This window comes from Streptomyces sp. NPDC059255 (genome assembly GCF_042752355.1).
Classification (GTDB): Bacteria; Actinomycetota; Actinomycetes; order Streptomycetales; family Streptomycetaceae; genus Streptomyces.
Map to the genome: position 1 here is coordinate 65778 of NZ_JBHYZP010000007.1, position 23048 is coordinate 88825.

Here is a 23048-nt window from a genome sequence, read left to right on the forward strand (position 1 = left end):
TGAATACGAGGAGGAGCGGTAACCGTGCTTGAACCGCAGGGTTTGTACGAGTGGGAGCCCAAGGGCCTCGCCGTCGTCGACATGGCGCTGGCGCAGGAGTCGGCGGGCTTGGTCATGCTGTACCACTTCGACGGCTACATCGACGCGGGGGAGACCGGCGACCAGATCGTCGAGAACCTGCTGGAGTCGCTGCCCCACCAGGTGGTGGCCCGTTTCGACCACGACAGGCTGGTCGACTACCGCGCGCGGCGCCCGCTCCTGACCTTCCGGCGTGACCGCTGGACGGCTTACGAGACGCCCACGCTCGACGTACGGCTGGTCCAGGACGCCACGGGTGCTCCGTTCCTGCTGCTCTCGGGCCCCGAGCCGGACGTGGAATGGGAGCGCTTCGCCCTGGCCGTACGGCAGATCGTCGATCGCCTCGGCGTACGACTGTCCGTCAACTTCCACGGGATCCCGATGGGTGTGCCGCACACGCGTCCCGTCGGCATCACACCGCACGGAAACCGCACCGATCTGATGCCGGGTCATCGCTCCCCGTTCGACGAGGCACAGGTGCCCGGCAGCGCGGAATCGCTGGTGGAGTACCGGCTGATGGAGTCGGAGCACGATGTGCTCGGTGTCGCCGCGCATGTCCCGCACTATGTCGCCAGGTCCTCGTACCCGGACGCGGCGCTGACCGCCCTGGAGGCGATCACGGCCGCGACGGGGCTGGTGCTGCCGAGCGTCGCGCACTCCCTGCGTACGGAGGCGCAGCGCACCCAGACCGAGATCGAGCGGCAGCTCGGCGAGGGCGACGACGAACTGGTCACGATGGTGCAGGGGCTTGAGCACCAGTACGACGCGATGGCCGGCGCCGAGACGCGGGGCAGCCTGGTCGCCGAGCCGGCGGAGCTGCCGTCGGCCGACGAGATCGGCCGCGAGTTCGAGAAGTTCCTCGCGGAGCGGGAGGGCGACGGCGGCGCGTGACGCCCGGTCGCGGGCCTGCGTCGCCGGCCTAGGTGGCCCGTGCGTGTGCTGTGGCCGCGTACGGGCCCCGGTCCGTCCAGGGCCTAGGCTTGCGCCATGCTGAGGTTGGGACTTACCGGCGGAATCGGTTCGGGAAAGAGCGAGGTCTCTCGCCTGCTGACCGGATACGGAGCGGTGCTGATCGACTCCGACCGGATCGCACGGGACGTGGTCGCGCCGGGAACGCCGGGGCTGGCAGCCGTGGTGGCCGAGTTCGGCCCGGGCGTCCTCACCCCCGACGGCGCCCTTGACCGGCCGGGGCTCGGGCGGATCGTCTTCGGTGATCCTGAGCGGCTACGGGCGCTGAACGCGATCGTGCACCCCCTGGTGCGGGCGCGATCGGGGGAGCTGGAGGCGGCGGCGGGCCCGGACGCGATCGTGGTCCACGACGTACCGCTGCTCGTCGAGAACGGCATGTCGGGGCTGTACGACCTCGTCGTGATCGTGGACGCCACCCCCGAGACCCAGCTGGACCGGCTCGTACGGCTGCGCGGGATGACGGAGCGCGAGGCGCGCGAGCGGATGGCGGCGCAGGCCACCCGCGCGGAACGGCGCGCCGTCGCCGATGTGGTGATCGACAACGACGGTCCGCTGGAGCTGCTGGAACCGCAGGTACGCGAGGTCTGGCGGACGGCGACCGAACAGGCCCGCCGCGAGGAATAGCGCCGCTGTGCGCGGCGTTGAGAGCGCGAAGTAAGGGAAGGATGCGAACGTGCCAGAGAGCCCGGAGACCCACATCATCGACTATCGCGCGGCGGAGCAGCTTCTGGCCGCGCGTGACCCGCGCGGAGCGGTCAAACTGCTGGACTCGGTGATCGCGTCCCACCCGGAGAACACCGCGGCCCGGCTGCTGCGCGCCCGCGCGTTCTTCGCCGCCGCGCAACTGCGCCCCGCCGAGCTGGAATTCGAGCTCGTCCTGGAGAGGGAGCCGGACAACGCGTTCGCGCACTTCGCGCTGGCCCGCACGTTCGAGCGGTCGGGGCGGCCGGAGCAGGCGAAGCGGCACTTCAGACTCGCGGCGGCGCTGGACCCGAAGCCGGAGTATCTGGAGGCCGCGCGCTTCGATTCGAAGGCGTCGGACACGTAGGACAGGTGGGACACGCGGGGGACGCGCGCCTCGGCGAGGCGCGCGTCCCCCGCGCCGGGCAGATACCTCAGACGGTGTGGTGCCCGGTGCGGTGGCGCCGGCGCATCCGGTGACGCTCCACGTCGCGGATGCGCTCACGGTCCTGCGGCAGGACCGGGTTCGGGCCATGACCCGGTGGGTACGGCGGGACCTCCCGGCCCGGCTGGAAGCGCGGCCCCTGCCGGATCCGCCGCAGGACCACGGTCAGATCGATCGCGACGATGAGCACCAGCACCCCGCAGGCCGCCGCCCACCCGGGCCTGCCGGCCACGGCGAACGCGGCGGTGCCGAGGCCGGTCCACACCAGCCCCCACAGGCTCAGCCAGAACCGCATCCGCAGTGCGCTGCGCGCGGTGACAGGTTCACTTCCGGTGCGCCGCATGGCTCTCGCACCTCCCGTTCCGCCCTCACCCCTGGTGTACCCGCGCGACGCGCCGGTGAACGCGTCAGTGCACGATCGAGTAGCTGCGCCAGGGCCCGGCGCCGGGGGCGATCACATCGGACAGCGTCGTGGCGATGTACGTCGTGTTCTTGCCGGTGCAGTCGGCTGTCGGGTACGCGACGAGGTCGAGCACGGTGCGATTGGCGATCGAGACCGCGCCGACGGGTTTCAGCCGGTGACAGCCCGTGACCGAAGGGGTGGTCACCTGGATCCGGAGCTTCTGCCCGGTGTCGTACGTGATGGTGCCCACCGCGGCCCGGCCGAGACCGGAACAGCCCGCGACGGCGAGGGTCAGGAGCGCGGTCCCGGCGGCGATGCCGAGGCGCCGGTGATCGGTCACGGACATGTGCGGGCCCTCGTCTCGGAAGCGGCGGAAGCGGCGGAATCGGCGGAAGCGGCGGAATCGGGCGGGAGGAGAGCGGGAAACGGGCGGGGAGGAGGCGGAAAGCGGGCAGGTGCTGGTCACCCTGCCGGATCCGGACCACCGCGGCACCGCGAGCGCGGCCGGTCGGGCTACGCGCCGGTATCTTCCCGCTCCGCGCGTCTCGACCACCGGGTCATACAAGGCATACCGTGGTTAATAGCACCTCGGTCCGGCGTCAGGCGTCAGGGGGCCCATCATGGTCGAGGAACTGGTCGTAGCGGTCATAGCCGCCGTCTGCGCATGCGGGCTGTACGCCATGGCGGCGGCCCGGGTCGTCAAGCAGTACGAGCGCGGCGTGGTCCTGCGCCTCGGGCGGCTGCGAGAAGGCATCAGGGGTCCGGGATTCACCACGGTCATCCCGTTCGTGGACCGGCTGCACAAGGTCAACATGCAGATCGTGACGATGCCGGTGCCCGCACAGGACGGCATCACGCGCGACAACGTCACGGTGCGCGTGGACGCCGTGATCTATTTCAAGGTGGTCGACGCGGCAGACGCGGTGATCCGGGTCGAGGACTACCGGTTCGCGGTCTCGCAGATGGCGCAGACATCGCTGCGCTCGATCATCGGCAAGAGCGACCTGGACGACCTGCTGTCGAACAGGGAGAAGCTCAACCAGGGCCTGGAGCTGATGATCGACAGCCCGTCGATCGGCTGGGGCGTCCAGATCGACCGCGTCGAGATCAAGGATGTGTCGCTGCCGGAGACCATGAAGCGGTCGATGGCCCGCCAGGCGGAGGCCGACCGGGAGCGGCGGGCCCGCGTCATCAACGCGGACGCGGAGCTCCAGGCGTCGAAGAAGCTCGCCGAGGCCGCCAAGCAGATGTCCGGACAGCCCGCAGCCCTGCAGCTGAGGCTGCTCCAGACGGTCGTGGCGGTCGCCGCCGAGAAGAACTCCACCCTCGTCCTGCCGTTCCCGGTCGAACTGCTGCGCTTCCTGGAGCGGGCCACGCCCGCCGAGGCCGCGCAGGCGGTCGACGCGGTCTCCGGAGTCGCCGGAGTCGCCGCACCGGCCCCGGCGGCCCCGTCGGCGGGCACCGGGACCCCGGAGACCCCTTCGGCCGAGCCGTACCGGTCCGTCGAGAAGCCGGAGCCGGAGCCGGAACTGCAACCGGAGCCGGAACCGCTCGACGAGCCGGGGACGGCCGCGGCACCAGGGAGGGCAGAGGCGCCGGGACCCGTCGGCACGCCCGCGCGGGCCGAGGCGGAGCCGGACGCGCTGAGCGAGCGGCTCGTCTCCCACGAGGCGTCGCCACCGGCCCGGCCCCACGTCCAGCCGCACATCTGACCGGCGGGGCGTGGCGCGCCGAGGGCCTACGGTGTGGTGCGCGACCCGGCAGGGCCGGGTCGCGGGCCGGGCGGCCCCGTTCCCGTCGGTGACGGAGTTCCTGGGGATCCCGTACGCGACCGCCCCGCGCTTCGGCCGACCGCACGCAGCCGAGCCGTGGGAGGGCGTCCGGCCCGCGGTCAGCTACGGCCCGACGGCGCCGCAGGCCCCGTACGCGCCGCCGCTCGACGCCCTCCTGCCGCAGCACACCGTCCCGGGCGCGCCCGGGGAGAGCTGCCTCAACCTGAACGTCTGGACCCCGGCGGCCGGTCCGGAGGCCCGCCTTCCGGTGCTGGTGTTCGTGCACGGCGGGGCGTTCACGAACGGCTCGGGATCACTGCCCGCGTACGACGGCGGTACGTTCGCCCGCGACGGCGTGGTGTGCGTGACAATCAACTACCGGCTCGGGGCCGAGGGCTTCCTCCATCTCGACGGCGTACCGGACAACAGGGGGCTGCTCGACCAGATCGCCGCATTGGAGTGGGTACGGGAGAACATAGCCTCCTTCGGAGGTGACCCGGACCGTGTCACCCTCTGCGGGGAGTCGGCCGGGGCGATGAGCATCGGCGTCCTCCTCGCGACGGAGCGCGCCCGCGGTCTGTTCCGCGGGGCGATCCTCCAGAGCGGCGCGGCCCATCACTTCCTGCGCCCCGCGTCCGCGCGGCTGATCACCGCCCGGCTGGCCGCGAAGCTGTCGGTACCGCCCACCGCGGACGCCTTCGCCGCCGTGTCCGGCGACCGGCTGCTGGCGGCGCAGAGCGAGCTGCGCGCGGAGATCGGCGCCCGGCCCGACCCGGAGCTTTGGGGTGAGGCGGCGCTCAACATGATGCCGTTCGAACCGGTCCTCCCGGAGCTGCCCCTGCCCGGCCCCGACTGCGGCGTCCGGCTGCTGGCCGGCAGCAACCGGGAGGAGTACCGGCTCTTCCTCGTGCCCACCGGGCGGCTGGACGCGCTGCCGGAGTCCAAGCTGCGCGCGACCGCCGCCGCCTACGGGCCCGACCCCGACAGGGCGTCGGCGGTCTACCGCGAGGCGCGGCCCGGCGCGAGCCCCGGCGAGGTGTTCGACGCCCTGGCCACCGACTGGTTCTACCGGATCCCGGCGGTCCGCCTCGCGGAGTCCGTGCCCGGCGCGTACCTGTACGAGTTCGCCTGGCGCTCCCCTCGCCTCTTCCGCCACGGAGACGGGCCCGGCCGGGTCCTCGGCGCCTGCCACGGCGCGGAGCTGGGGTTCGTCTTCGACCGCCCGGACCACCCGGCGTACACCCCGATGCTCGGCGACCGGCCGCCGGCGGAGCTCGCCGGCGCGATGCACCGGGCGTGGGTGGCGTTCGCGCGGACGGGCGACCCGGGCTGGGCGCCGTACGACCGGGACACGCGTACGACGATGGTGTTCGGCGGCGGCCCCGGCGCCGCCTCCGCCGCCGTGCGTGACCTTCGGCCACGGGAGCGTGAACTCTGGGACGGACTGCGCTGACCTGCGGAGATACTCGGCCGAGGGGCAGTGTCAGACCCCCCGCCTAGACTCGCAGAGGTAATCGGATCTTGGCCGTTCGAGGCAGGAGGGGGAGCACCATGACGTCGCACGGGACCGCGGGGCTGGTGCGCCACGCAGCCGTTTTCCTGCCCGCGGGGCTGCCGCGCGAAGGCCGGGTCGCCTTCTGGGCGCCGGAGGGGGAGCTGCCCGAGGCGCCGGGGGACGAGCTGACGGTCGTACGGCGCGACGGACTCGGCGCCGGCGGTGGCGGCGCTGCCGGTGGCGGCGCGGGTGGCGGTGTCCGCGCGGTCACGGTCCCCGCCGTGATGATGTCCGTCGCCGACGCGGTCCCGCTGCTGGTCCGTGCCCGGCGCGACAGGACGGCCCACCCGGCGTCCGCCTGCTGGGGCGCCGCCGCGCTGCACGCCCTCCAGCTGGCCGCGCGGGGCCGGCTGCTCCCCGGGCTCACCGCCTCCGACCACGACGCCTGGCGGGCCGGCCCGCTCGACGCCGACGACATCGCGCAGTTGCGCGCCGTCGCCGCGGCCATGCCGCCCGAGGCCCATCCCGTGCCGCTGCCCGGCGACGGCCCTCTCCTGCTCCCCGAACCGGAAGCGCTGGTCCGGGCGTTCCTCGACGCGGTGGCCGACTCCCTGCCCCGCACCCCCGCGGCGGCGTACGCGGCGGGGAAGCCGTTCGCCGCGCGGGCCCCGCAGCATCTCCCGGGCGCCAGGCCCTGGGCGGCCGAGGCGGCGGCCGGCATGGACGCGGGCGTACGGGTTTCGCTGCGCCTCGACCTGTCGGCCTACGAACTGTTCGACCACACGGAGACGGCCCCCGACGTCCTCGGGAGGGAGGGCCGGGCCGACGGCGAGTCCCCGGACGATGTGCGCCGGTCCGGGGCGGCTCTCGTCCAGATCCACAGCCTGGCCGACCCGACCCTCGTCATCGACGCGGCCGGACTCTGGGCGGGCGGCGGTGAGAGCTTCGGCCCGCGCGCCCGGATCGACGCCATGCTCGCGCTGCGCCGCGCGGCCCGGGTCTGGACACCGCTCGCCCGGCTCCTGGAGCGGGACGTCCCCGACGCGCTGCCGCTCTCCGAGGACGAGCTGTACGAGCTGCTCGGGCCCGGGGCGGCCCGCCTCGCGGACGCGGGCGTCGCCGTGCACTGGCCCCGGGAGCTGGCCCGCAGCCTCACGGCCGCCGCTGTCGTCCGTCCCGCGCCCGGCTCGGCCACCGACGGCACCCCGTTCTTCGACAGTGCCGAACTGCTCAAGTTCAACTGGCAGTTGGCGCTCGACGGCGACCCGCTCTCGGAGCAGGAGATGGACGCCCTCGCCGAGTCGCACCGCCCGATCGTCCGGCTGCGCGACCAGTGGGTGGTCGTCGACCCCGCGCTCGTACGGAAGGCGCGCAAGCGGGAGCTGGGCCTGCTGGAGCCCGTCGACGCGCTGGCCGTCGCCCTCACCGGCACGGCAGAGGTGGACGGCGCGACGGTGGAGGCCGTCCCGACGGGCGCGCTGGCGGCGCTGCGCGACCGGCTGGTCGCGGGCCCGGGGGCGGTCCCGCAGCCCCCGGCGCTCGCCGCCACCCTGCGCGACTACCAGCTGCGCGGCCTGGCCTGGCTCGACCTGATGACCTCGCTCGGTCTCGGCGGCTGCCTCGCGGACGACATGGGCCTCGGCAAGACCGTCACGGTCATCGCCCTCCATCTGCACCGCGCCCGCCCCGCCCCGACGCTGGTCGTCTGCCCCGCCTCCCTCCTGGGCAACTGGCAGCGCGAGATCACCCGCTTCGCCCCCGGCGTCCCCGTGCACCGCTTCCACGGCGCGGGACGCACCCTGGACGAGGTGACGGACGGCTTCGTCCTCACCACGTACGGCACGATGCGCGGCAGCGCCGAGACCCTGGCCGCGCACCCCTGGGGGATGGTCGTCGCCGACGAGGCGCAGCACGTCAAGAACCCCTTCTCGTCCACCGCGAAGGCGCTCCGTACGATCCCGGCGCCCGCCAGGGTCGCGCTGACCGGCACTCCTGTGGAGAACAACCTCTCCGAGCTGTGGGCCCTCCTCGACTGGACCACCCCCGGGCTGCTCGGCTCCCTGAAGGCGTTCCGCGCCCGCCACGCGAGGATCGTCGAGAATGTGGAGAACGCGAAGAGCGTCGACGTCAAGGACGTCGACAACGAAGAGGCGGTGGAGCGACTGGCCCGGCTGGTCCGGCCGTTCCTGCTGCGCAGGAAGAAGTCCGACCCCGGGATCGTGCCCGAGCTGCCGCCCAAGACCGAGAGCGACCACCCCGTCCCCCTCACCCGCGAACAGGTGTCGCTGTACGAGGCGGTCGTCCGCGAGACGATGGCCGCGATCGAGGAGTCCGAGGGCATCGCCCGCCGGGGCCTGGTGATGAAGCTGCTCACCTCCCTCAAGCAGATCTGCAACCACCCCGCGCAGTATCTGAAGGAGGACCCGGCCCGGCTGACCGGCCGCTCCGGCAAGCTCGCCCTGCTCGACGAACTGCTCGACACGATCCTCACCGAGGACGGCTCGGTCCTGGTCTTCACCCAGTACGTGTCGATGGCGCGGCTGCTCTCCGCGCATCTCGCGGCCCGCGCGGTCCCGTCCCAGCTGCTCCACGGCGGTACGCCCGTGGCGGAGCGCGAGCGCATGGTCGACCGGTTCCAATCCGGTGAGGTGCCCGTCTTCGTCCTCTCGCTGAAGGCGGCCGGCACCGGCCTCAACCTGACCAGGGCCGGCCATGTCGTCCACTTCGACCGCTGGTGGAACCCGGCTGTGGAGGAACAGGCCACCGACCGCGCCTACCGCATCGGCCAGACCCAGCCCGTACAGGTCCACCGGCTCATCGCCGAGGGCACGGTGGAGGACCGGATCGCCGAGATGCTCGCCTCCAAGAAGGCACTGGCCGACGCCGTTCTCGGCTCCGGCGAGAGCGCGCTCACCGAGCTGACCGACCGTGAGCTGGGCGATCTGGTCTCCCTGAGGAGGCTGTCATGACCGCCGCCCGCACTCCTCGGCACGACGACCGCCGCCGTACGTTCCCCGCCCTGCCGGCGCGCCCGCGCGAGGGCGCCGACTTCGCCGAGACCTGGTGGGGCAACGCCTGGGTGGAGTCCATGGAGGACACCGCCCTCGACACCGCCCGGCTCCAGCGCGGGCGTACGTACGCGGGCGGCGGCCATGTCGACGCGATCACTGTCACGCCCGGCCGGGTCATGGCGTACGTCCACGGCTCCCGGCCGCGCCCGTACCGTACGGAGATCCGCCTGCGCACCCTCGACGACACCGGCTGGGAGGAACTCCTCGACGCCGCGGCGGCCCGCCCCGACCACATCGCCGCGCTGCTCGACAAGGCCATGCCGCACACCCTCGCGGCCTCCGCCGACCTGCTGCCCACCGCCGGTGACCTCACCCCCGACTGCTCCTGCCCGGACGACGGCTACCCCTGCAAGCACGCGGCGGCCCTCTGCTACCAGACGGCCCGGCTCCTCGACGAGGACCCGTTCGTCCTCTTCCTGCTCCGGGGCCGCGGCGAGCAGGAAGTCCTCGCCGATCTGACGCGCCGCAACGCCGCCCGCTCCGCTGCCGAACGGAGCACGTCCGCACCGCCGATGCCCACGGTCGACGCGTACACCGCCCTCGCCCCGCGCACACTCCCGCAGCTCCCGCCGCCGTTCCCCGTCCCCGCGCACCCGGGCCGGCCGCCCGTCTACCCGCAGTCGCCCGGCGCTCCCGACCCGCTCGCCCTCGACCTCCTCGCCACCGAGGCCGCGGCCCGCGCGCACACCCTCCTCACCACGGGGCTCGACCCCGTCGGCGCCCTCACCCCCTGGCAGGACGCGGTGCGCCTGGCCGCCGCCCACCCCGGCTCGGGGCTGACGGCCTCCACCCGGGCCCTCTACCGGGACCTGGCCGCCGCACTCCACCGCACCCCCACCGACCTGGCCCGCGCCGTCGCCGCCTGGCGTCAGGGCGGCCTGGCGGGGCTGACCGTGCTGGAGGAGCCCTGGGACCCGCCCGCAGGCCCCTTCGACCGGGCCCGCCCGGCCCTCATCGCCGCCGACTTCCCGCACTTCCGCCCCAGGCGCAACCAGCTCTCCACCGACTCCCTCCAGCTCCGCTTCGGCCGCGACGGGATCTGGTACGGCTACGAGTCGGACCGCGGCCGGGAGGACTGGTGGCCCCGCGGCACCCCCGACACGGACCCGGTGGGCGCACTCACCGCCCTGCTCGGGAGGTGACCGGTAAGCTCGTTCACTCCCGTACCTCGGTAAGCGGACACATCGCACAGCGGTTGAAGGGGGATCTGTGGAAGCCGAGTTGGTGGCACTGGCGGCGGCAGGGGCGACGACACTCGTCCAGCAGATGGCGACGGACGGCTGGAGCGCGGCCCGTGACCGGGTGGCGAGATTCTTCGCGGCGCGGGGCTGGGGATCCGCGGAGTCCGTCGGATCGGATCTGGACACCGCGCACGCGGACCTGACCGCGGCCCGGCAGGACGACGACGCGGAGGCGGCGAGCGACATCCAGGCGGAGTGGCGCAACCGGCTGCGCCGCACCCTGCGCGCGGACCCGGAGGCGGCGGCGGAACTGCGGTCGCTGCTGGACGAGTTGAGCCCGCCTCCGTCGACCCAGCAGGCCACTCATCTGCACAACACGATCAAAGGCGGCACGTTCAACGAACCGGTCCTCCAGATCGGCCATCAGATCGGCGATATCGACAAGATCGGCGGCCGGCACTACGGCTCCCGCGAACGTGAGTGAGCACAGCCGAAAGCCTGCCGCGCGGGGGCCGGGCGGTCATCGCGGCCCGGGTCCGTGCGACAGGCTTCCGTCAGCCGGCTGTGCGGCCGGTCACGCGCGGCAGGTCGCGCGTGCCGTCCCGCGTCAGGCCGTGTGCAGGGTGAGGCCGTAGCGGTTGAGGATCGGCTTGAGCGGCTGGAAGAAGGTCGTACCGCCGCTGGTGCAGTTGCCGGAACCGCCCGAGGTGACACCCTGGGCCTGGTCGCCGCTGATGTAGGAGCCGCCCGAGTCGCCGCCCTCGGCGCAGACGCTGGTCTGCGTCATGGAGTACACGGCGCCCTGGGAGTAGTTGACCGTGACGTTCTTGGCCTGGACGTTGCCGCAGCGCCAGTGCGTCGTGGAGCCGGAACGGCAGATCGAGGCGCCGATCGAGGCCTCGTTGGAGCCGCGCACGAGCTGGTCGGAGACGGTGCCCCAGCCGAGGACGACCGGCACGGTCCACCAGCCGCTGCCGACGTTCACCCACGCGTAGTCGTTGCCGGGGAAGGTCGAGCCCTGGAAGTTGCCGATGTACGAGTTGTCCCAGCCCCTGACCTGGGCACCGGTCGAGCCGCAGTGGCCGGCGGTGACGAAGCCGCCCTGCACCGAGAAGCCTATGGAACAGCGGACGTTGCCCGTGTAGTACGGGTCGCCGCCGACCGTGCCCGCCGCGAAGGTCGACGGGGCCTCGGCGGTCTCCGCGACGGTGACGGGACCGGCCTCGCGGGCCTGGGCCACGAAGGCGCGGACATCGTTGTCGTTCTTCCGTGAGGCGACGACGTCCACCACGACCTGGTTGGTCCTGGTGTCCACGCGCCAGCTGCTGACACCCGCCGGGGCGTCGTCGGCGAGCGCGTCGATCCGGTCCTTCGCCGCGTCGAGCTGCCGCTCGCTGTGCTCGACCAGGCGTACGGTCGCGCCGGTCGCCCGGATCGCGTCGGCCTTGGCCGCGTCGGTGACGGCGACGGTCAGCGTGCCGCTGTCCGCGTTGAACCAGGAGCCGCCGTACGACGCTCCCGCCGCACGCTTGGCCTTGGTCTCGACGGCGGCCGCCGTCTTCTCCGCGGCCAGCCGTGCCACGGCCTGGCTCTCCGTCAGGCCGAAGTCCTTCTGCATCGCCGTGAGCATGCCCGCGGAGGCCGGGGCCTTGACGTCGGAGGGAGTGGAGGGGGTAGCGGCGGCGGGGGCGATCCCTGCGGTCACCCAGGTTCCGACGAGGAGGAGCGCGGAGAGACCGGTGCGTACAACTGTTGTGCGTCTCAAGGAAATTGCCCTTCTGTGTTCCAGCATCGTGGGGGTGGAACAGCAGCGCCTGAGAGCGCTTTCAGGCGATGCCAGCCGGAGCGTAGCGGAGGATGCCTGACAGGTCCATACCAACGATGGACTCCGGGGCGCGTTCGATCGTTTATCCGTTCGATCGCGGGTGGCCGGCTTGTTAGGGTCGGTGCCGTGGCGAAACTCAATCAGATAATTGCCGTCGAAAAGGGCGTCAAGTCCAAGGCCCACCAGGACCTGACGGCAGCGCATCACGGCCTCCAGAAGCCGGCGCTGCTGGCCGGGATCTCCCGCACCTACCAGGCGAAGGACGAGGAGGGCGAGCAGCTTCCGCCCGAGTCCACCCGGGTCCAGGTCAAGGCCGAGGATGTCCTGCGGGAGACGGCCAAGACCCTGACGCGGCTGTTCGACGTGACCGCCACGAAGGACTGGGCGAACTGCACGGCGCGCGCCGATGTCACCGTCGACGGCCGGGTGCTGGTGAGCGACGCGCCGGTGGCGTACCTGCTCTTCCTGGAGAAGCAGCTCACCGACCTCAACACCTTCGTGCGCAAGCTGCCGGTGCTGGACGCGGCGGAGTCCTGGAGCCAGGACCCGTCCACGGACGCGTGGAAGACCGAGGCCGTACGGACACTCCGTACGAAGAAGGTGCCGCGCAACCATGTGAAGGCCGAGGCCACGGAGAAGCACCCGGCGCAGGTCGAGGTGTACTACGAGGACATTCCCGTCGGCTACTGGACCACGGTGAAATTCAGCGGGGCGCTGCCGGCCCGCCGGGTCAACGAACTGCTCGACCGGGTCGAGAAGCTCCAGCAGGCGGTGAAGTTCGCCCGCGAGGAGGCCAACAGCGCGGAGGTCACCGACGAGCGAGTGGGTGACGCCGTATTCGGCTACCTGTTCGGGTAGTTTCGGGTAACCTCGCTCACGTAACACAGAGCAGTTCCCCATGATTCCCCGGCCGTCGGTGCAGGGCTTGAGCCCTGTTCCGGTGTGTGCCGGGGTGCGCGAGGAGCGCAAGCTGAAACTGAGGCTTGTCGTGACGGCGCGGTTCCAGTGGAGGTTCGAGTCCTCCCCGCGGCACATCCGTACGGATGGACGGGCCGCGGTAGCCCAACGGGCAGAGGCAGACCGCGATCAATCTCAGACTATTGCTCCAGACTCAGCATTCGCCGCCGATCGCCGGATCGAACGGGCCCAGGCCCCGGACGTCGAAATGCCGGTTCAACTCCGGCCTGCGCAGCTCGATGCGCGGTGGTCCAAAGGCAGGACGCGACGACTTCATGACTGACCTGGGTTCTTAAACGTGCCGGCGTGCTCGATGGGTGGCATCTCAGGGCCCGGGAGGTTGGCTACGCCCCCGGGTCCGCTCCTTTTCCCGGGGTTCCCGGGTTCGTTTCTTCGGGCATCCGTCTACTGGCGGTATCCGCTCAGGAAGCGGCCGATGCGGCTGATGGCCGCGTCGAGATCGTCGGCGTACGGGAGCGTGAGGATCCGGAAGTGGTCGGGACGCGGCCAGTTGAAGCCCGTCCCCTGGACGACCTGGATCTTCTCGCGCAGCAGCAGGTCCAGGACGAACCGCTCGTCGTCGTGGATCTTGTGCACCTTGGGGTCGAGCCGGGGGAACGCGTACAGCGCGCCCTTCGGCCGGACGCACGACACGCCGGGGATCTCGTTGAGCTTCTCCCACGCGCGGTCGCGCTGTTCGTACAGCCTGCCTCCCGGCGCGGTCAGCTCCTTGATGGACTGCCGGCCGCCGAGCGCGGCCTGAATGGCGTACTGGGCGGGCGCGTTGGGGCACAGGCGCATCGAGGCAAGCATCGTGAGCCCCTCAAGGTAGCTGCGCGCGTGCTGCTTCGGGCCGGTGACGACGAGCCAGCCCGAGCGGAAGCCGGCGACACGGTACGTCTTCGAGAGCCCGCTGAAGGTCAGGACGACCAGGTCGGGGGCGAGGGAGGCGGCGGTGTGGTGGACCGCGTCGTCGTAGACGATCTGGTCGTAGATCTCGTCGGCGAACACCATGAGCTGGTGCCGGCGGGCGAGATCGAGGATGCCCTCGACGATCTCGCGCGGATAGACCGCGCCGGTGGGGTTGTTGGGGTTGATGATCACCACGGCCTTGGTGCGGTCGGTGATCTTCGACGCCATGTCGTCCAGGTCCGGGTACCACTCCGCGGACTCGTCGCAGAGGTAGTGCACGGGCCGGCCGCCCGCCAGGGTGGTGACGGCGGTCCAGAGCGGGAAGTCGGGGGCCGGGATGAGTACTTCGTCGCCGTTCTCCAGCAGCGCCTGTACGGCCATGGAGACCAGCTCCGAGACGCCGTTGCCGAGGAAGACGTCATCGACCGTGACATCCGGCAGCCCGAGGTTCTGGTAGCGCTGGGCGACGGCGCGCCGTGCGGAGAGGATGCCGCGCGAGTCCGTGTAGCCGTGCGCCTGCGGCAGCATCCGGATCATGTCCTGCAGGATCTCGTCCGGCGCCTCGAACCCGAAGAGCGCGGGGTTGCCGGTGTTGAGGCGGAGCACGCTGTGGCCCGCCTCCTCCAGCGCGTCGGCGTGCTCTATCACCGGGCCGCGGATCTCGTAACAGACCTCACTGAGCTTGCTCGACTGCCGGAATTCCATGCGTTGGCCTCCCCGACCTTGAGTCCGACCTTGACTGCGATACTTGGTTTTACCAAGTGTGAGCTTGGAAAGTCCAACGACATGTCTAGACTGCGTCGCATGCCACGTCGCCGAAGCTATGACCAGTACTGTGCCGCCGCCCGCGCCCTCGACGCCGTGGGCGACCGATGGACCCTGCTGATCGTCCGTGAACTGCTGGCGGGTCCGCGCCGCTACACCGACCTGCACGCGGATCTGCCCGGCGTCAGCACGGATGTGCTCGCGTCCCGGCTGAAGGACATGGAGCGCGACGAACTGGCCACGCGACGCAGGCTGCCGCCGCCCGCCGCCGCGTACGTCTACGTGTTGACGGAGCGTGGACGGCGGCTGCTGCCGGTGCTCGCCGCGCTGGCGGAGTGGGGCGCTCCGGCGCTGGACGAGCGGCTGCCGACGGACGCGGTACGGGCGCACTGGTTCGCGGTGCCGCTGCTGCGGGCGCTGTCGGGGCCGCTCGACGCGGCGGGGGTCCTGGACGCCGCGGAGGGGGTGGTGGAAGTCCGGCTCGACGAGGGGGTGTTCCACGTACGGCTCGGGAACGGCGGAGCGGCCCCGGACGACGGCCGACCGGTGTACGGCGACGGTCCCGCGCCCCGTCCCGACGCCTGTCTCACCCTGGACGCCGACACCTGCCGCGCGTTGGGTGCGGGCGCGCTGACGGTCGCGGACGGGGTACGGGACGGACGGATCGAGGTGACGGGGGAAGGGGCGCTCGCGAAGGCCCTGCGCGGCAAATGAGGTTTCCTGTCCGGTGGGCGCCCTCCCGGGTCTCCCCGGTGGGCGCCCGCTCCGGTGGTAGCCGTGCCAGGGGCGCCGGCCGCTGGACGATGATGGACCGGTGCGACTCGAAGCGATCACCTGGGAACGGCTGACCGAGGCCCTCGCCGACCGGGTCATGGAGACCCCGCCGGCCGACGGCGGCCCCTGGCTGCGCGTCGCCTTCGACGGAGCCCCGGCCGCCCGGCCCGACCGGCCGGCCGCCGCGCTCGCCGAGGCACTGCGGCTACGGGGACGTTCGGTGCTGGCCGTCGGTACCGGCGGTTTCCTGCGCCCGGCGTCGCTGCGGTACGAGTACGGGCGCGAGGACCCCGACACGTACTACAGCGGATGGTTCGACACCGGCGCCCTCTGGCGCGAGGTGCTCGGGCCGCTGGATCCCGGCGGCACGGGTCGCGTCCTGCCCGACCTCTGGGACCCGGCCACCGACCGGGCGACCCGCTCCCCGCACCGCGAACTCGCGCCGGGCGGGGTGCTGGTGCTGCACGGGCCCCTGCTGCTGGGGCACTGGTTCCCGTTCGACCTCACGGTGCATCTGCGGCTGTCGCCGGGCGCGCTCGGGCGGCGTACGGACCCCGGCGAGCGCTGGACGCTCCCCGCCTTCGAGCGGTACGAGACGGAGGTGGACCTGGCCGCGACCGCCGACGTGGTCGTACGGACCGACGATCCGCGCCACCCGGCGTGGGGCGGCCTGGGCGCGTAGCCGGGTAACCGGGAAGCCGCCGTAGCCGGGCAGTTGGGGAGCCGGATGGCCTGTCCATGCCGCTCGTCAGCCCGTCACCGGCGGTCGCCCGCCCGGGATCTCCACGGCCCGCGCGCCCGCCCGGCAGCCCGCCTCCGCCGCGTGTGCCGGGCTCGCTCCGTCGAGGCGCGCCGCCAGGAACGCGCCGGTGAAGGCGTCCCCGGCGCCCGTCGAGTCCAGGGCCCGCGCCGGCAACGGCGGGATCCGGGCCGTGACCGCGCCCCGCTCGGCCACCAGTGCCCCGTCGGCGCCCAGGGTCACCACCGCGACCGGCACCCGCCGGCTCAGCTCGGCCGCGGCGGCCGCCGGGTCCGGCAGGCCGGTCAGCAGCCGGGCCTCGTCCGCGTTGGGGAGCAGGGTCTCCACCCCCTCGGCCACCGCGAGGAATCGGTCCGCCCCCAGCTCCTTGAGGAAGCCTGCCGACGCGGGGTCCACGCTTACCGGAACGCCTCGTTCCAGCGCCGAGCCCAGAGCGGCGAGAGCCAGCGGACGGCTGGTACCGGCGAAGAACAGATAGCCGGAGAGATGCAGCCGGCCTATCCCGTCGAGCAGTTCCGGCGACCACTCGGCGGGTGACAGACGCAGCGCGGCGCCGCTGTCGGTGAGCAGGGTGCGCTCGGCGGACGCGTCGACCAGGCAGATGACCGTGGCCGTCGGGGCCCGCGCGTCGACGACGAGGCGGGCCCGTACCCCGGCGCGCCGCAGCCGTTCCGCGTGCCAGTCGCGGGCGTCCGCGCCCACGCCGGCCAGCAGCCGGACATCCGCGCAGCCGGAGTGCGCCGCCCAGCAGGCGGCGTTCGCCCCGGCGCCGCCGGGCAGCGTACGGATCTCGGCGGCGGTGTCGGTCCCGTGGGCGAGCGGGGTGCCGTACCGCGCCACCACGTCGGTGACCACGTCCCCGATCACCAGTAGTCCGCCGTCCGGGCGGCCGTGACGGCCCGTCACCCGGCGCCTTCCGTTCGTGCGCCTTCCGCCCACGCGCCTTCCTTCCGCGCGGCCGCGACGGCGATCCGGGCCGCGAGCCGGACGTTGCCGCGCACCGCCGCGAGATTGGCCTCCAGCGAGGCGCCCCCGGTCCGCCGCATCAGCAGGTCCAGCAGGAACGGGGTGACGGCCTGACCGCTGATGCCCCGCTCCGCGCACGCGGCGAGCGCCTCCGTGAGGACGCGGTCGTGCAGCGCGGGATCGAGCTGGTCCGCCTCCGGTACGGGGTTGGCGACGACGAGCGCCGCGGCCGGGCCGCCCAGCGCGTCCTGCGCGCCCATCACCGCGGCGACCTCCTCGGGCGTCCGCACCGTCCAGTCGACAGGCTCGCCGGAGGAGGACAGGTAGAAGCCGGGGAAGAGGTCCGTTCCGTAGCCGAGGAGGGGGACACCCAGCGTCTCCAGCCGCTGGAGCGTCGCCGGGACGTCCAGGATCGATTTGACCCCCGCGCAGACCACCGTGATCCGTGTCCTGGCCAGCAGCCGCAGATCGGCGGACTCGTCCTGGGTCTCGGCCCAGCCGCGGTGCACCCCGCCGAGGCCGCCCGTCGCGAAGACCCGGATCCCGGCGCGCGCGGCGAGAAACGCCGTCGCGGACACGGTCGTCGCGCCGCTCGCGCCCGTCGCGATCGCGGGCGCGAGATCGCGATGGCCCAGCTTCCGTACGGAGTCGTCCCGCGCGACCCGCGCCAACTGCTCCTTGTCCAGGCCGACACGGGGCCTGCCGTCGAGCACGGCCACGGTCGCGGGAACGGCGCCGCCGGACCGTACGAGCCCTTCCAGCTCCTCGGCGACCGCGAGATTGCGGGGGCGCGGCAGACCGTGCGCGATGATCGTCGATTCCAGGGCGACCACGGGGCGGCCCGCGGCCAGTGCCTCCCGTACCTCGGGGGAGAGCTGTGATGCGGTGGTTTCGGTGTCCGGCATGTCCCCATCCCTGGCACGGGTGGGGCCGGCCCAAACGTGCCGACGCGCACCGGCACCCCCGGCGGCCGGACCGCGCACCACCCGTCCACGGGCGGCGGGGCGCCTCAGAACAGCGGCTCGGGCAGCACCCCTTCCAGGGCCAGCAGCCGGCGCTTCGTCTCCAGCCCGCCCCCGAAACCGCCCAGCCCGCCGTCGCTCTCCACCACGCGATGGCAGGGCACGACCACCGGCAGCGGGTTGGAACCCATGGCCGCGCCGACGGCCTGCGCCGCCGCCGGCTGACCCACCCGCCGGGCCAGATCGCCGTAGCCGACCACCGTGCCGTACGGGACGCCCACCGCCAGTTCGCGCAGCACCTGCCGGTTGAAGCCCGAGGAGAGCGTCCAGTCCAGCGGCAGGCCGAACTCCCGCAGGTCGCCCGCGAAATACGCCGACATCTCGCGTATCGCCCCGGCCAGCAGGCCCGAGGCGGACTCGACCGGCTCGGTGCCCAGCCGCTCACCGAGCCGGGCGAGCGCACGCTCCCGTACGCCCGGCCCCGCGTGGAAGACGACGCTCACCAGCCCCTGGCCCGTCGCGGCCAGCAGCAGCGGCCCGATGCCGCTCTCCATGACGGTCCATTCCGCCGCCGCCGACGCCACCGACGACGCCGACCGCCCGTACTCGCTCATGGCAACCACCGTACGGTCCGGCACTGACAACGGGCCTACCGGCGGCAACCCGGCCGGACACCCCGCCCGGGCCCCGGTCCGGCGGCTCTCGTCCGGTTCAGCCGACCGCGTCCCGCACCACGTCGGGGTTGTTGGTGATGATCCCGTCCACGCCGAGGTCCCTGACCCGTACCGCGCCCGCCGCGTCGTTCACCGTCCAGGTGTGCACGGTCAGCGGCTTGCCGTGCGGGCCCTTCAGCCGGTGCACCGCCGCCACGTACTCCTCGGTCAGCGAGGTGTACGTCGGGTTGATCTGGTCCGTGAACGCCGCGTACGACGGCAGCTCGGCCACCGGCGGCGTGCCGAGGAAGCCCGTCGTGATGTCGGGCCGGTTCTCGTGCACCGCCCGGACGCTGTCCGCGCCGAAGCTCTGGACCACCAGCCTGTTCCTGACGTGCGCCCGGTCCAGCCACCCTTCCTGGCGCAGCACCCGCAGGATGTCCTTCTCGATGCCCGGATACAGCTCGGGGGCCTTGATCTCCAGGAGCAGCTTCTGCTGGTTGGCCTCGACCGCGCGCAGATACTGCTCCAGGGTCGGTACGCGGGTGCCCGCCCACTTCTCGCCGAACCAGCTTCCGGCGTCCAGCCGGGCGATCTCCGCCGCGGTGAAGTCCTTGACCTTCCAGGGCGCCCGGTCCGGGAAGAGCTGCTCCACGTCCGTGGTGCGCCGGAGGTTGTCGTCGTGGATCACGACCAGTCGGCCGTCCTTGGTCCGCTGGACGTCGTTCTCCACCCAGTCGATGCCGAGGTCCCCGGCCGCGTCGACGGCCGGGAGGGTGTTCTCCGGCGCGTAGGCGGAGGCACCGCGGTGCGCGATCACGAGCGGGCTGCCGCAGCGTGCCGCCCGGTCCGCGGTGGTGGGGGCGGTGGCATCCGTGGCGGCCGTGGCGGTGCCGGGGAGGACCAGCGCCGAGACCCCGAGCAGGGCCGCGGCCGTGGTGACTGAGGTGCGTGCGTACACGTGGACTCCTCGCGTCGTGAGGTGGTCGTGAGGGGGCGTGCGGTGACGATCTGCCCGAGGGTGTCAGCCTTCGGCCAACGGAGGACAGGCGAAGGCTGGCCACAACATGAAGTCACAGCGTGGGGTGGCATCGTGAAGACACGCCGAGGGAGAGCTGTCCGGGAGTTGTGGATCCGTCGGTCAGGACCGAGTCATGTCGATAAATCACCGAGTAGCTGTTTGAATCCGGAGCCGACCGTCCTACTCTCCCGTAACCAGCGCGTCCGTACAGTGAGCACAAGGGGCGAAGGGCAAACCGATATGCAGGGCACCATCGACGGATTCAGCTACGGTCTCGTCACACCCGTGGCGGCCTTTCTCATGGCCGTCCTCGGCTCGGCGCTGGGCCTGCGCTGCACCATGAGATGCCTGCGGACCCGGCGTGCCTGGAAGCCGGGCGGGCTGGCCCTCGGCGCCGCCTCGATCGGCTCCGGCGTGTGGACCATGCACTTCATCGCGATGACGGGGTTCGTCGTCGCCGAGGCCCCGGTGGGCTACGACAGGCTGACGACCTTCGCCAGCCTCGTGGTGGGCATCCTCATGGTCGGTGTCGGGATCTTCATCGTGGGCTATCGCGCGTCGACACCCATGGCGCTGATCACCGGCGGGATCATCACCGGCCTCGGCATCGCCACCATGCACTACCTCGGCATGGCGGGGCTGCGGCTGGACGGGGGGAACATCGACTACGACATCGGCAGGGTCGCCGCCTCCGTGCTGATCGCGGTCGCCGCCGCCACGTCCGCCCTGTGGGTCGTGGTCTCGCGCCGGGGGTTCCTGGCCAGTCTCGCCGCCAGTCTGGTCATGGGCGTCGCGTCGACCGGCATGCACTACACGGCGATGACCGCCGTCCACGTCCACCTGGAGGAGGCCGGCGGCGCCGCGGTCGGCGAGCGGGCCACCGAACTGCTCATCCCGATGCTGATCGGCCCCGCGGTCTTCCTGCTGCTGGCGGGCGTGGCGGTCGCGGTCGACCCGCTGCTGGTGACGGGCGGCGGCGACCGGGAGCGGCGCGGGGGCTCCGCGGCCGCCGGATGCGGGCGGTCCGGGGTGCCCGCGCAGCGCATCCGGCCGCGCCCCGCCTACCGCGACCCTGGCGACAGGACCGCGGTCAAAGCCTCCCGCCACGGCGCCCCGGACCTCCACGACTGGTGACCCCGGTCACGGCGCGAGGAAGGCTCCGCCACGGGGCCCGGGGGCCGCTGGGGACCCCACTGTCAGTGCGGGGTCGTACGGTGGATTCATGCGGCCCGTTTCCAAGATCGAACGTACGGTGGCGCCTTTCGAGGTCGTCAGCTCCTACCAGCCCAGCGGCGACCAGCCCACGGCCATCGCCGACCTGGAGCGGCGTGTGCGCGCGGGGGAGGAGGACGTCGTCCTGCTCGGCGCGACCGGCACGGGAAAGTCGGCGACCACCGCCTGGATGATCGAGAAGCTTCAGCGCCCCACCCTGGTGATGGCGCCGAACAAGACCCTCGCCGCCCAGCTCGCCAACGAATTCCGTGAGCTGCTGCCCAACAACGCGGTCGAGTACTTCGTCTCGTACTACGACTACTACCAGCCCGAGGCGTACGTCCCCCAGTCGGACACCTACATCGAGAAGGACTCCTCGATCAACGAGGAGGTCGAGCGGCTGCGGCACTCCGCGACCAACTCCCTCCTCACCCGCCGCGACGTGATCGTGGTCGCCTCGGTCTCCTGCATCTACGGCCTCGGCACCCCCCAGGAGTACGTGGACCGGATGGTGCCGCTGAAGGTCGGCGCCGAGCTGGACCGGGACCAGCTGCTGCGCCGCTTCGTCGACATCCAGTACACGCGCAACGACCTGGCGTTCACCCGCGGCACCTTCCGCGTCCGCGGCGACACCATCGAGATCTTCCCGGTCTACGAGGAGCTGGCCGTCCGCATCGAGATGTTCGGCGACGAGATCGAGGCGCTCTCCACGCTGCACCCGCTCACCGGCGAGGTCATCAGCGACGACCAGGAGCTGTACATCTTCCCGGCCAGCCACTACGTGGCCGGACCCGAGCGCATGGAGAAGGCGGTCAACGGCATCGAGCGGGAGCTGGAGTCCCGCCTGGCCGAGCTGGACAAGCAGGGCAAGCTCCTGGAGTCCCAGCGCCTGCGGATGCGGACGACGTACGACATCGAGATGATGCGCCAGATCGGCTCCTGCTCCGGCATCGAGAACTACTCGATGCACTTCGACGACCGGGCCCCCGGCACCGCGCCCAACACCCTCCTCGACTACTTCCCCGAGGACTTCCTGCTGGTCATCGACGAGTCGCACGTCACCGTGCCGCAGATCGGCGCGATGTACGAGGGCGACGCGTCCCGCAAGCGCACCCTGGTCGACCACGGCTTCCGGCTGCCGTCCGCCCTCGACAACCGGCCGCTGAAGTGGGAGGAGTTCCAGGAGCGGATCGGCCAGACCGTCTACCTCTCGGCCACGCCCGGGACCTACGAGCTCTCCCGCTCCGACGGGTTCGTGGAGCAGATCATCCGCCCCACCGGACTCGTCGACCCGGAGGTCGTCGTCAAGCCCACCGAGGGCCAGATCGACGACCTGGTGCACGAGATCCGCGAGCGCACCGCGAAGGACGAGCGCGTCCTGGTGACCACCCTCACCAAGAAGATGGCGGAGGACCTCACCGACTACTTCCTGGAGCTGGGTATCCAGGTGCGCTACCTGCACAGCGACGTGGACACCCTGCGCCGGGTCGAGCTGCTGCGCGAGCTGCGCGCCGGGGAGTTCGACGTCCTCGTCGGGATCAACCTGCTCCGTGAGGGTCTCGACCTGCCGGAGGTCTCCCTGGTGGCGATCCTCGACGCCGACAAGCAGGGCTTCCTGCGCTCCGGCACCTCACTGATCCAGACCATCGGCCGCGCCGCGCGCAACGTGTCGGGGCAGGTCCATATGTACGCGGACAAGATCACCCCGGCGATGGAGAAGGCCATCGACGAGACCAACCGCCGCCGGGAGAAGCAGACCGCGTACAACACCGAGCGCGGGATCGACCCGCAGCCGCTCCGCAAGAAGATCAACGACATTGTCGCGACCATCGCCCGCGAGGAGGTCGACACCGAAGCCCTCCTCGGCACGGGGTACCGGCAGACCAAGGACGGCAAGGCGAAGACCGCACCGGTCCCCTCGCTCGGCGCGCAGTCGGCGAAGAGGGGGAAGCCCGCCGGCACGGGCGCGGTGGTCACCGACCGGCCCGCCGCCGAACTCGCCGGGATCATCGAGGACATGACCGAGCGGATGCGGGCCGCCGCGGCCGAGCTGCAGTTCGAGATCGCTGCCCGGCTCCGCGACGAAGTCGGCGAACTGAAGAAGGAATTGCGGCAGATGAGAGAGGCGGGACTCGCCTGACACACC

General features: G+C 72.2%; 21 protein-coding genes. 13 read left to right on the plus strand and 8 right to left on the minus strand.

Annotation, left to right across the window (positions count from 1 at the left end):
• Positions 1 to 24 precede the first annotated feature (24 nt).
• From ACFXKG_RS11935 to ACFXKG_RS11945, 3 genes are all read left to right on the plus strand, one after another.
• Positions 25 to 969 carry a PAC2 family protein gene (locus ACFXKG_RS11935; RefSeq protein WP_384836070.1) on the plus strand — a complete coding sequence of 315 codons (945 nt, stop codon included), beginning with the start codon at positions 25 to 27 and terminating at the stop codon, positions 967 to 969.
• A gap of 96 nt (positions 970 to 1065) precedes the next feature.
• The gene (gene coaE, locus ACFXKG_RS11940) at positions 1066 to 1671 is read left to right on the plus strand and encodes a dephospho-CoA kinase (RefSeq protein ID WP_384836072.1); all 606 of its coding nucleotides are present in this window, start codon (positions 1066 to 1068) and stop codon (positions 1669 to 1671) included.
• A 49-nt stretch (positions 1672 to 1720) separates the two neighbouring features.
• The gene (locus ACFXKG_RS11945; protein ID WP_365808552.1) at positions 1721 to 2095 is read left to right on the plus strand and encodes a tetratricopeptide repeat protein; all 375 of its coding nucleotides are present in this window, start codon (positions 1721 to 1723) and stop codon (positions 2093 to 2095) included.
• Positions 2096 to 2162: 67 nt separating this feature from the next.
• Here ACFXKG_RS11945 and ACFXKG_RS11950 read toward each other — a convergent pair whose 3' ends face one another.
• Positions 2163 to 2516 carry a DUF6343 family protein gene (locus tag ACFXKG_RS11950; RefSeq protein ID WP_384836075.1) on the minus strand — a complete coding sequence of 118 codons (354 nt, stop codon included), beginning with the start codon at positions 2514 to 2516 and terminating at the stop codon, positions 2163 to 2165.
• Positions 2517 to 2580: 64 nt separating this feature from the next.
• On the minus strand, positions 2581 to 2922 hold the full coding sequence (locus ACFXKG_RS11955; RefSeq protein WP_384836078.1) for a hypothetical protein: 342 nt from the start codon (positions 2920 to 2922) through the stop codon (positions 2581 to 2583).
• 274 nt (positions 2923 to 3196) lie between these two features.
• On the opposite strand from ACFXKG_RS11955, the gene ACFXKG_RS11960 reads away from it, so the two are divergent.
• The 5 genes from ACFXKG_RS11960 to ACFXKG_RS11980 all read left to right on the plus strand — a co-directional run bounded on the left by ACFXKG_RS11960 (position 3197) and on the right by ACFXKG_RS11980 (position 10579).
• Complete coding sequence (locus tag ACFXKG_RS11960; RefSeq protein WP_384836081.1) at positions 3197 to 4288, plus strand: slipin family protein; 1092 nt, start codon at positions 3197 to 3199, stop codon at positions 4286 to 4288.
• Positions 4289 to 4319: 31 nt separating this feature from the next.
• Positions 4320 to 5801 carry a carboxylesterase/lipase family protein gene (locus tag ACFXKG_RS11965; RefSeq protein ID WP_384836537.1) on the plus strand — a complete coding sequence of 494 codons (1482 nt, stop codon included), beginning with the start codon at positions 4320 to 4322 and terminating at the stop codon, positions 5799 to 5801.
• A gap of 98 nt (positions 5802 to 5899) precedes the next feature.
• A complete protein-coding gene (locus ACFXKG_RS11970) occupies positions 5900 to 8812 on the plus strand; it encodes a DEAD/DEAH box helicase (protein WP_384836084.1) in 2913 nt (970 codons plus the stop codon).
• Positions 8809 to 10056: an SWIM zinc finger family protein gene (locus tag ACFXKG_RS11975; protein ID WP_384836087.1), complete on the plus strand. Its 1248-nt coding sequence runs from the start codon at positions 8809 to 8811 to the stop codon at positions 10054 to 10056. Before ACFXKG_RS11970 ends, ACFXKG_RS11975 begins: the two co-directional genes overlap by 4 nt.
• A 67-nt stretch (positions 10057 to 10123) precedes the next feature.
• On the plus strand, positions 10124 to 10579 hold the full coding sequence (locus ACFXKG_RS11980; RefSeq protein ID WP_384836090.1) for a hypothetical protein: 456 nt from the start codon (positions 10124 to 10126) through the stop codon (positions 10577 to 10579).
• 123 nt (positions 10580 to 10702) lie between these two features.
• On the opposite strand, the gene ACFXKG_RS11985 is transcribed toward ACFXKG_RS11980, so the two are convergent.
• Positions 10703 to 11860 (minus strand): S1 family peptidase, encoded by a 1158-nt coding sequence (locus ACFXKG_RS11985; RefSeq protein ID WP_384836093.1) that lies wholly within the window; start codon positions 11858 to 11860, stop codon positions 10703 to 10705.
• A 186-nt stretch (positions 11861 to 12046) separates the two neighbouring features.
• Here ACFXKG_RS11985 and ACFXKG_RS11990 point away from each other — a divergent pair, with 186 nt between their 5' ends.
• Positions 12047 to 12778, plus strand: a complete 732-nt coding sequence (locus ACFXKG_RS11990; protein ID WP_365808568.1) for a hypothetical protein — start codon at positions 12047 to 12049, stop codon at positions 12776 to 12778.
• Positions 12779 to 13282: 504 nt separating this feature from the next.
• On the opposite strand, the gene ACFXKG_RS11995 is transcribed toward ACFXKG_RS11990, so the two are convergent.
• On the minus strand, positions 13283 to 14494 hold the full coding sequence (locus ACFXKG_RS11995; protein ID WP_384836096.1) for a pyridoxal phosphate-dependent aminotransferase: 1212 nt from the start codon (positions 14492 to 14494) through the stop codon (positions 13283 to 13285).
• Positions 14495 to 14575: 81 nt separating this feature from the next.
• Here ACFXKG_RS11995 and ACFXKG_RS12000 point away from each other — a divergent pair, with 81 nt between their 5' ends.
• The gene (locus ACFXKG_RS12000) at positions 14576 to 15268 is read left to right on the plus strand and encodes a winged helix-turn-helix transcriptional regulator (protein WP_384836099.1); all 693 of its coding nucleotides are present in this window, start codon (positions 14576 to 14578) and stop codon (positions 15266 to 15268) included.
• Positions 15269 to 15368: 100 nt separating this feature from the next.
• The gene (locus tag ACFXKG_RS12005; protein ID WP_384836102.1) at positions 15369 to 16010 is read left to right on the plus strand and encodes a uridine kinase; all 642 of its coding nucleotides are present in this window, start codon (positions 15369 to 15371) and stop codon (positions 16008 to 16010) included.
• 66 nt (positions 16011 to 16076) lie between these two features.
• On the opposite strand, the gene ACFXKG_RS12010 is transcribed toward ACFXKG_RS12005, so the two are convergent.
• The 4 genes from ACFXKG_RS12010 to ACFXKG_RS12025 form a co-directional block, all read right to left on the minus strand.
• A complete protein-coding gene (locus ACFXKG_RS12010; RefSeq protein ID WP_384836105.1) occupies positions 16077 to 16994 on the minus strand; it encodes a carbohydrate kinase family protein in 918 nt (305 codons plus the stop codon).
• The gene (locus ACFXKG_RS12015; RefSeq protein ID WP_384836108.1) at positions 16991 to 17959 is read right to left on the minus strand and encodes a pseudouridine-5'-phosphate glycosidase; all 969 of its coding nucleotides are present in this window, start codon (positions 17957 to 17959) and stop codon (positions 16991 to 16993) included. Before ACFXKG_RS12015 ends, ACFXKG_RS12010 begins: the two co-directional genes overlap by 4 nt.
• A 104-nt stretch (positions 17960 to 18063) precedes the next feature.
• The gene (locus ACFXKG_RS12020; RefSeq protein ID WP_384836111.1) at positions 18064 to 18630 is read right to left on the minus strand and encodes a methylated-DNA--[protein]-cysteine S-methyltransferase; all 567 of its coding nucleotides are present in this window, start codon (positions 18628 to 18630) and stop codon (positions 18064 to 18066) included.
• Positions 18631 to 18727: 97 nt separating this feature from the next.
• Positions 18728 to 19630, minus strand: a complete 903-nt coding sequence (locus tag ACFXKG_RS12025) for a glycerophosphodiester phosphodiesterase (RefSeq protein ID WP_384836114.1) — start codon at positions 19628 to 19630, stop codon at positions 18728 to 18730.
• Between the two features lie 300 nt (positions 19631 to 19930).
• Between ACFXKG_RS12025 and ACFXKG_RS12030 the strand changes: the two genes are divergently transcribed.
• Together ACFXKG_RS12030 and uvrB are read left to right on the plus strand one after the other, a co-directional pair.
• Positions 19931 to 20824, plus strand: coding sequence for an MHYT domain-containing protein (locus ACFXKG_RS12030; protein ID WP_384836117.1), 894 nt, complete (start codon positions 19931 to 19933; stop codon positions 20822 to 20824).
• A gap of 88 nt (positions 20825 to 20912) precedes the next feature.
• Positions 20913 to 23042, plus strand: coding sequence for an excinuclease ABC subunit UvrB (uvrB, locus tag ACFXKG_RS12035; protein WP_384836120.1), 2130 nt, complete (start codon positions 20913 to 20915; stop codon positions 23040 to 23042).
• Positions 23043 to 23048: the final 6 nt, after the last annotated feature.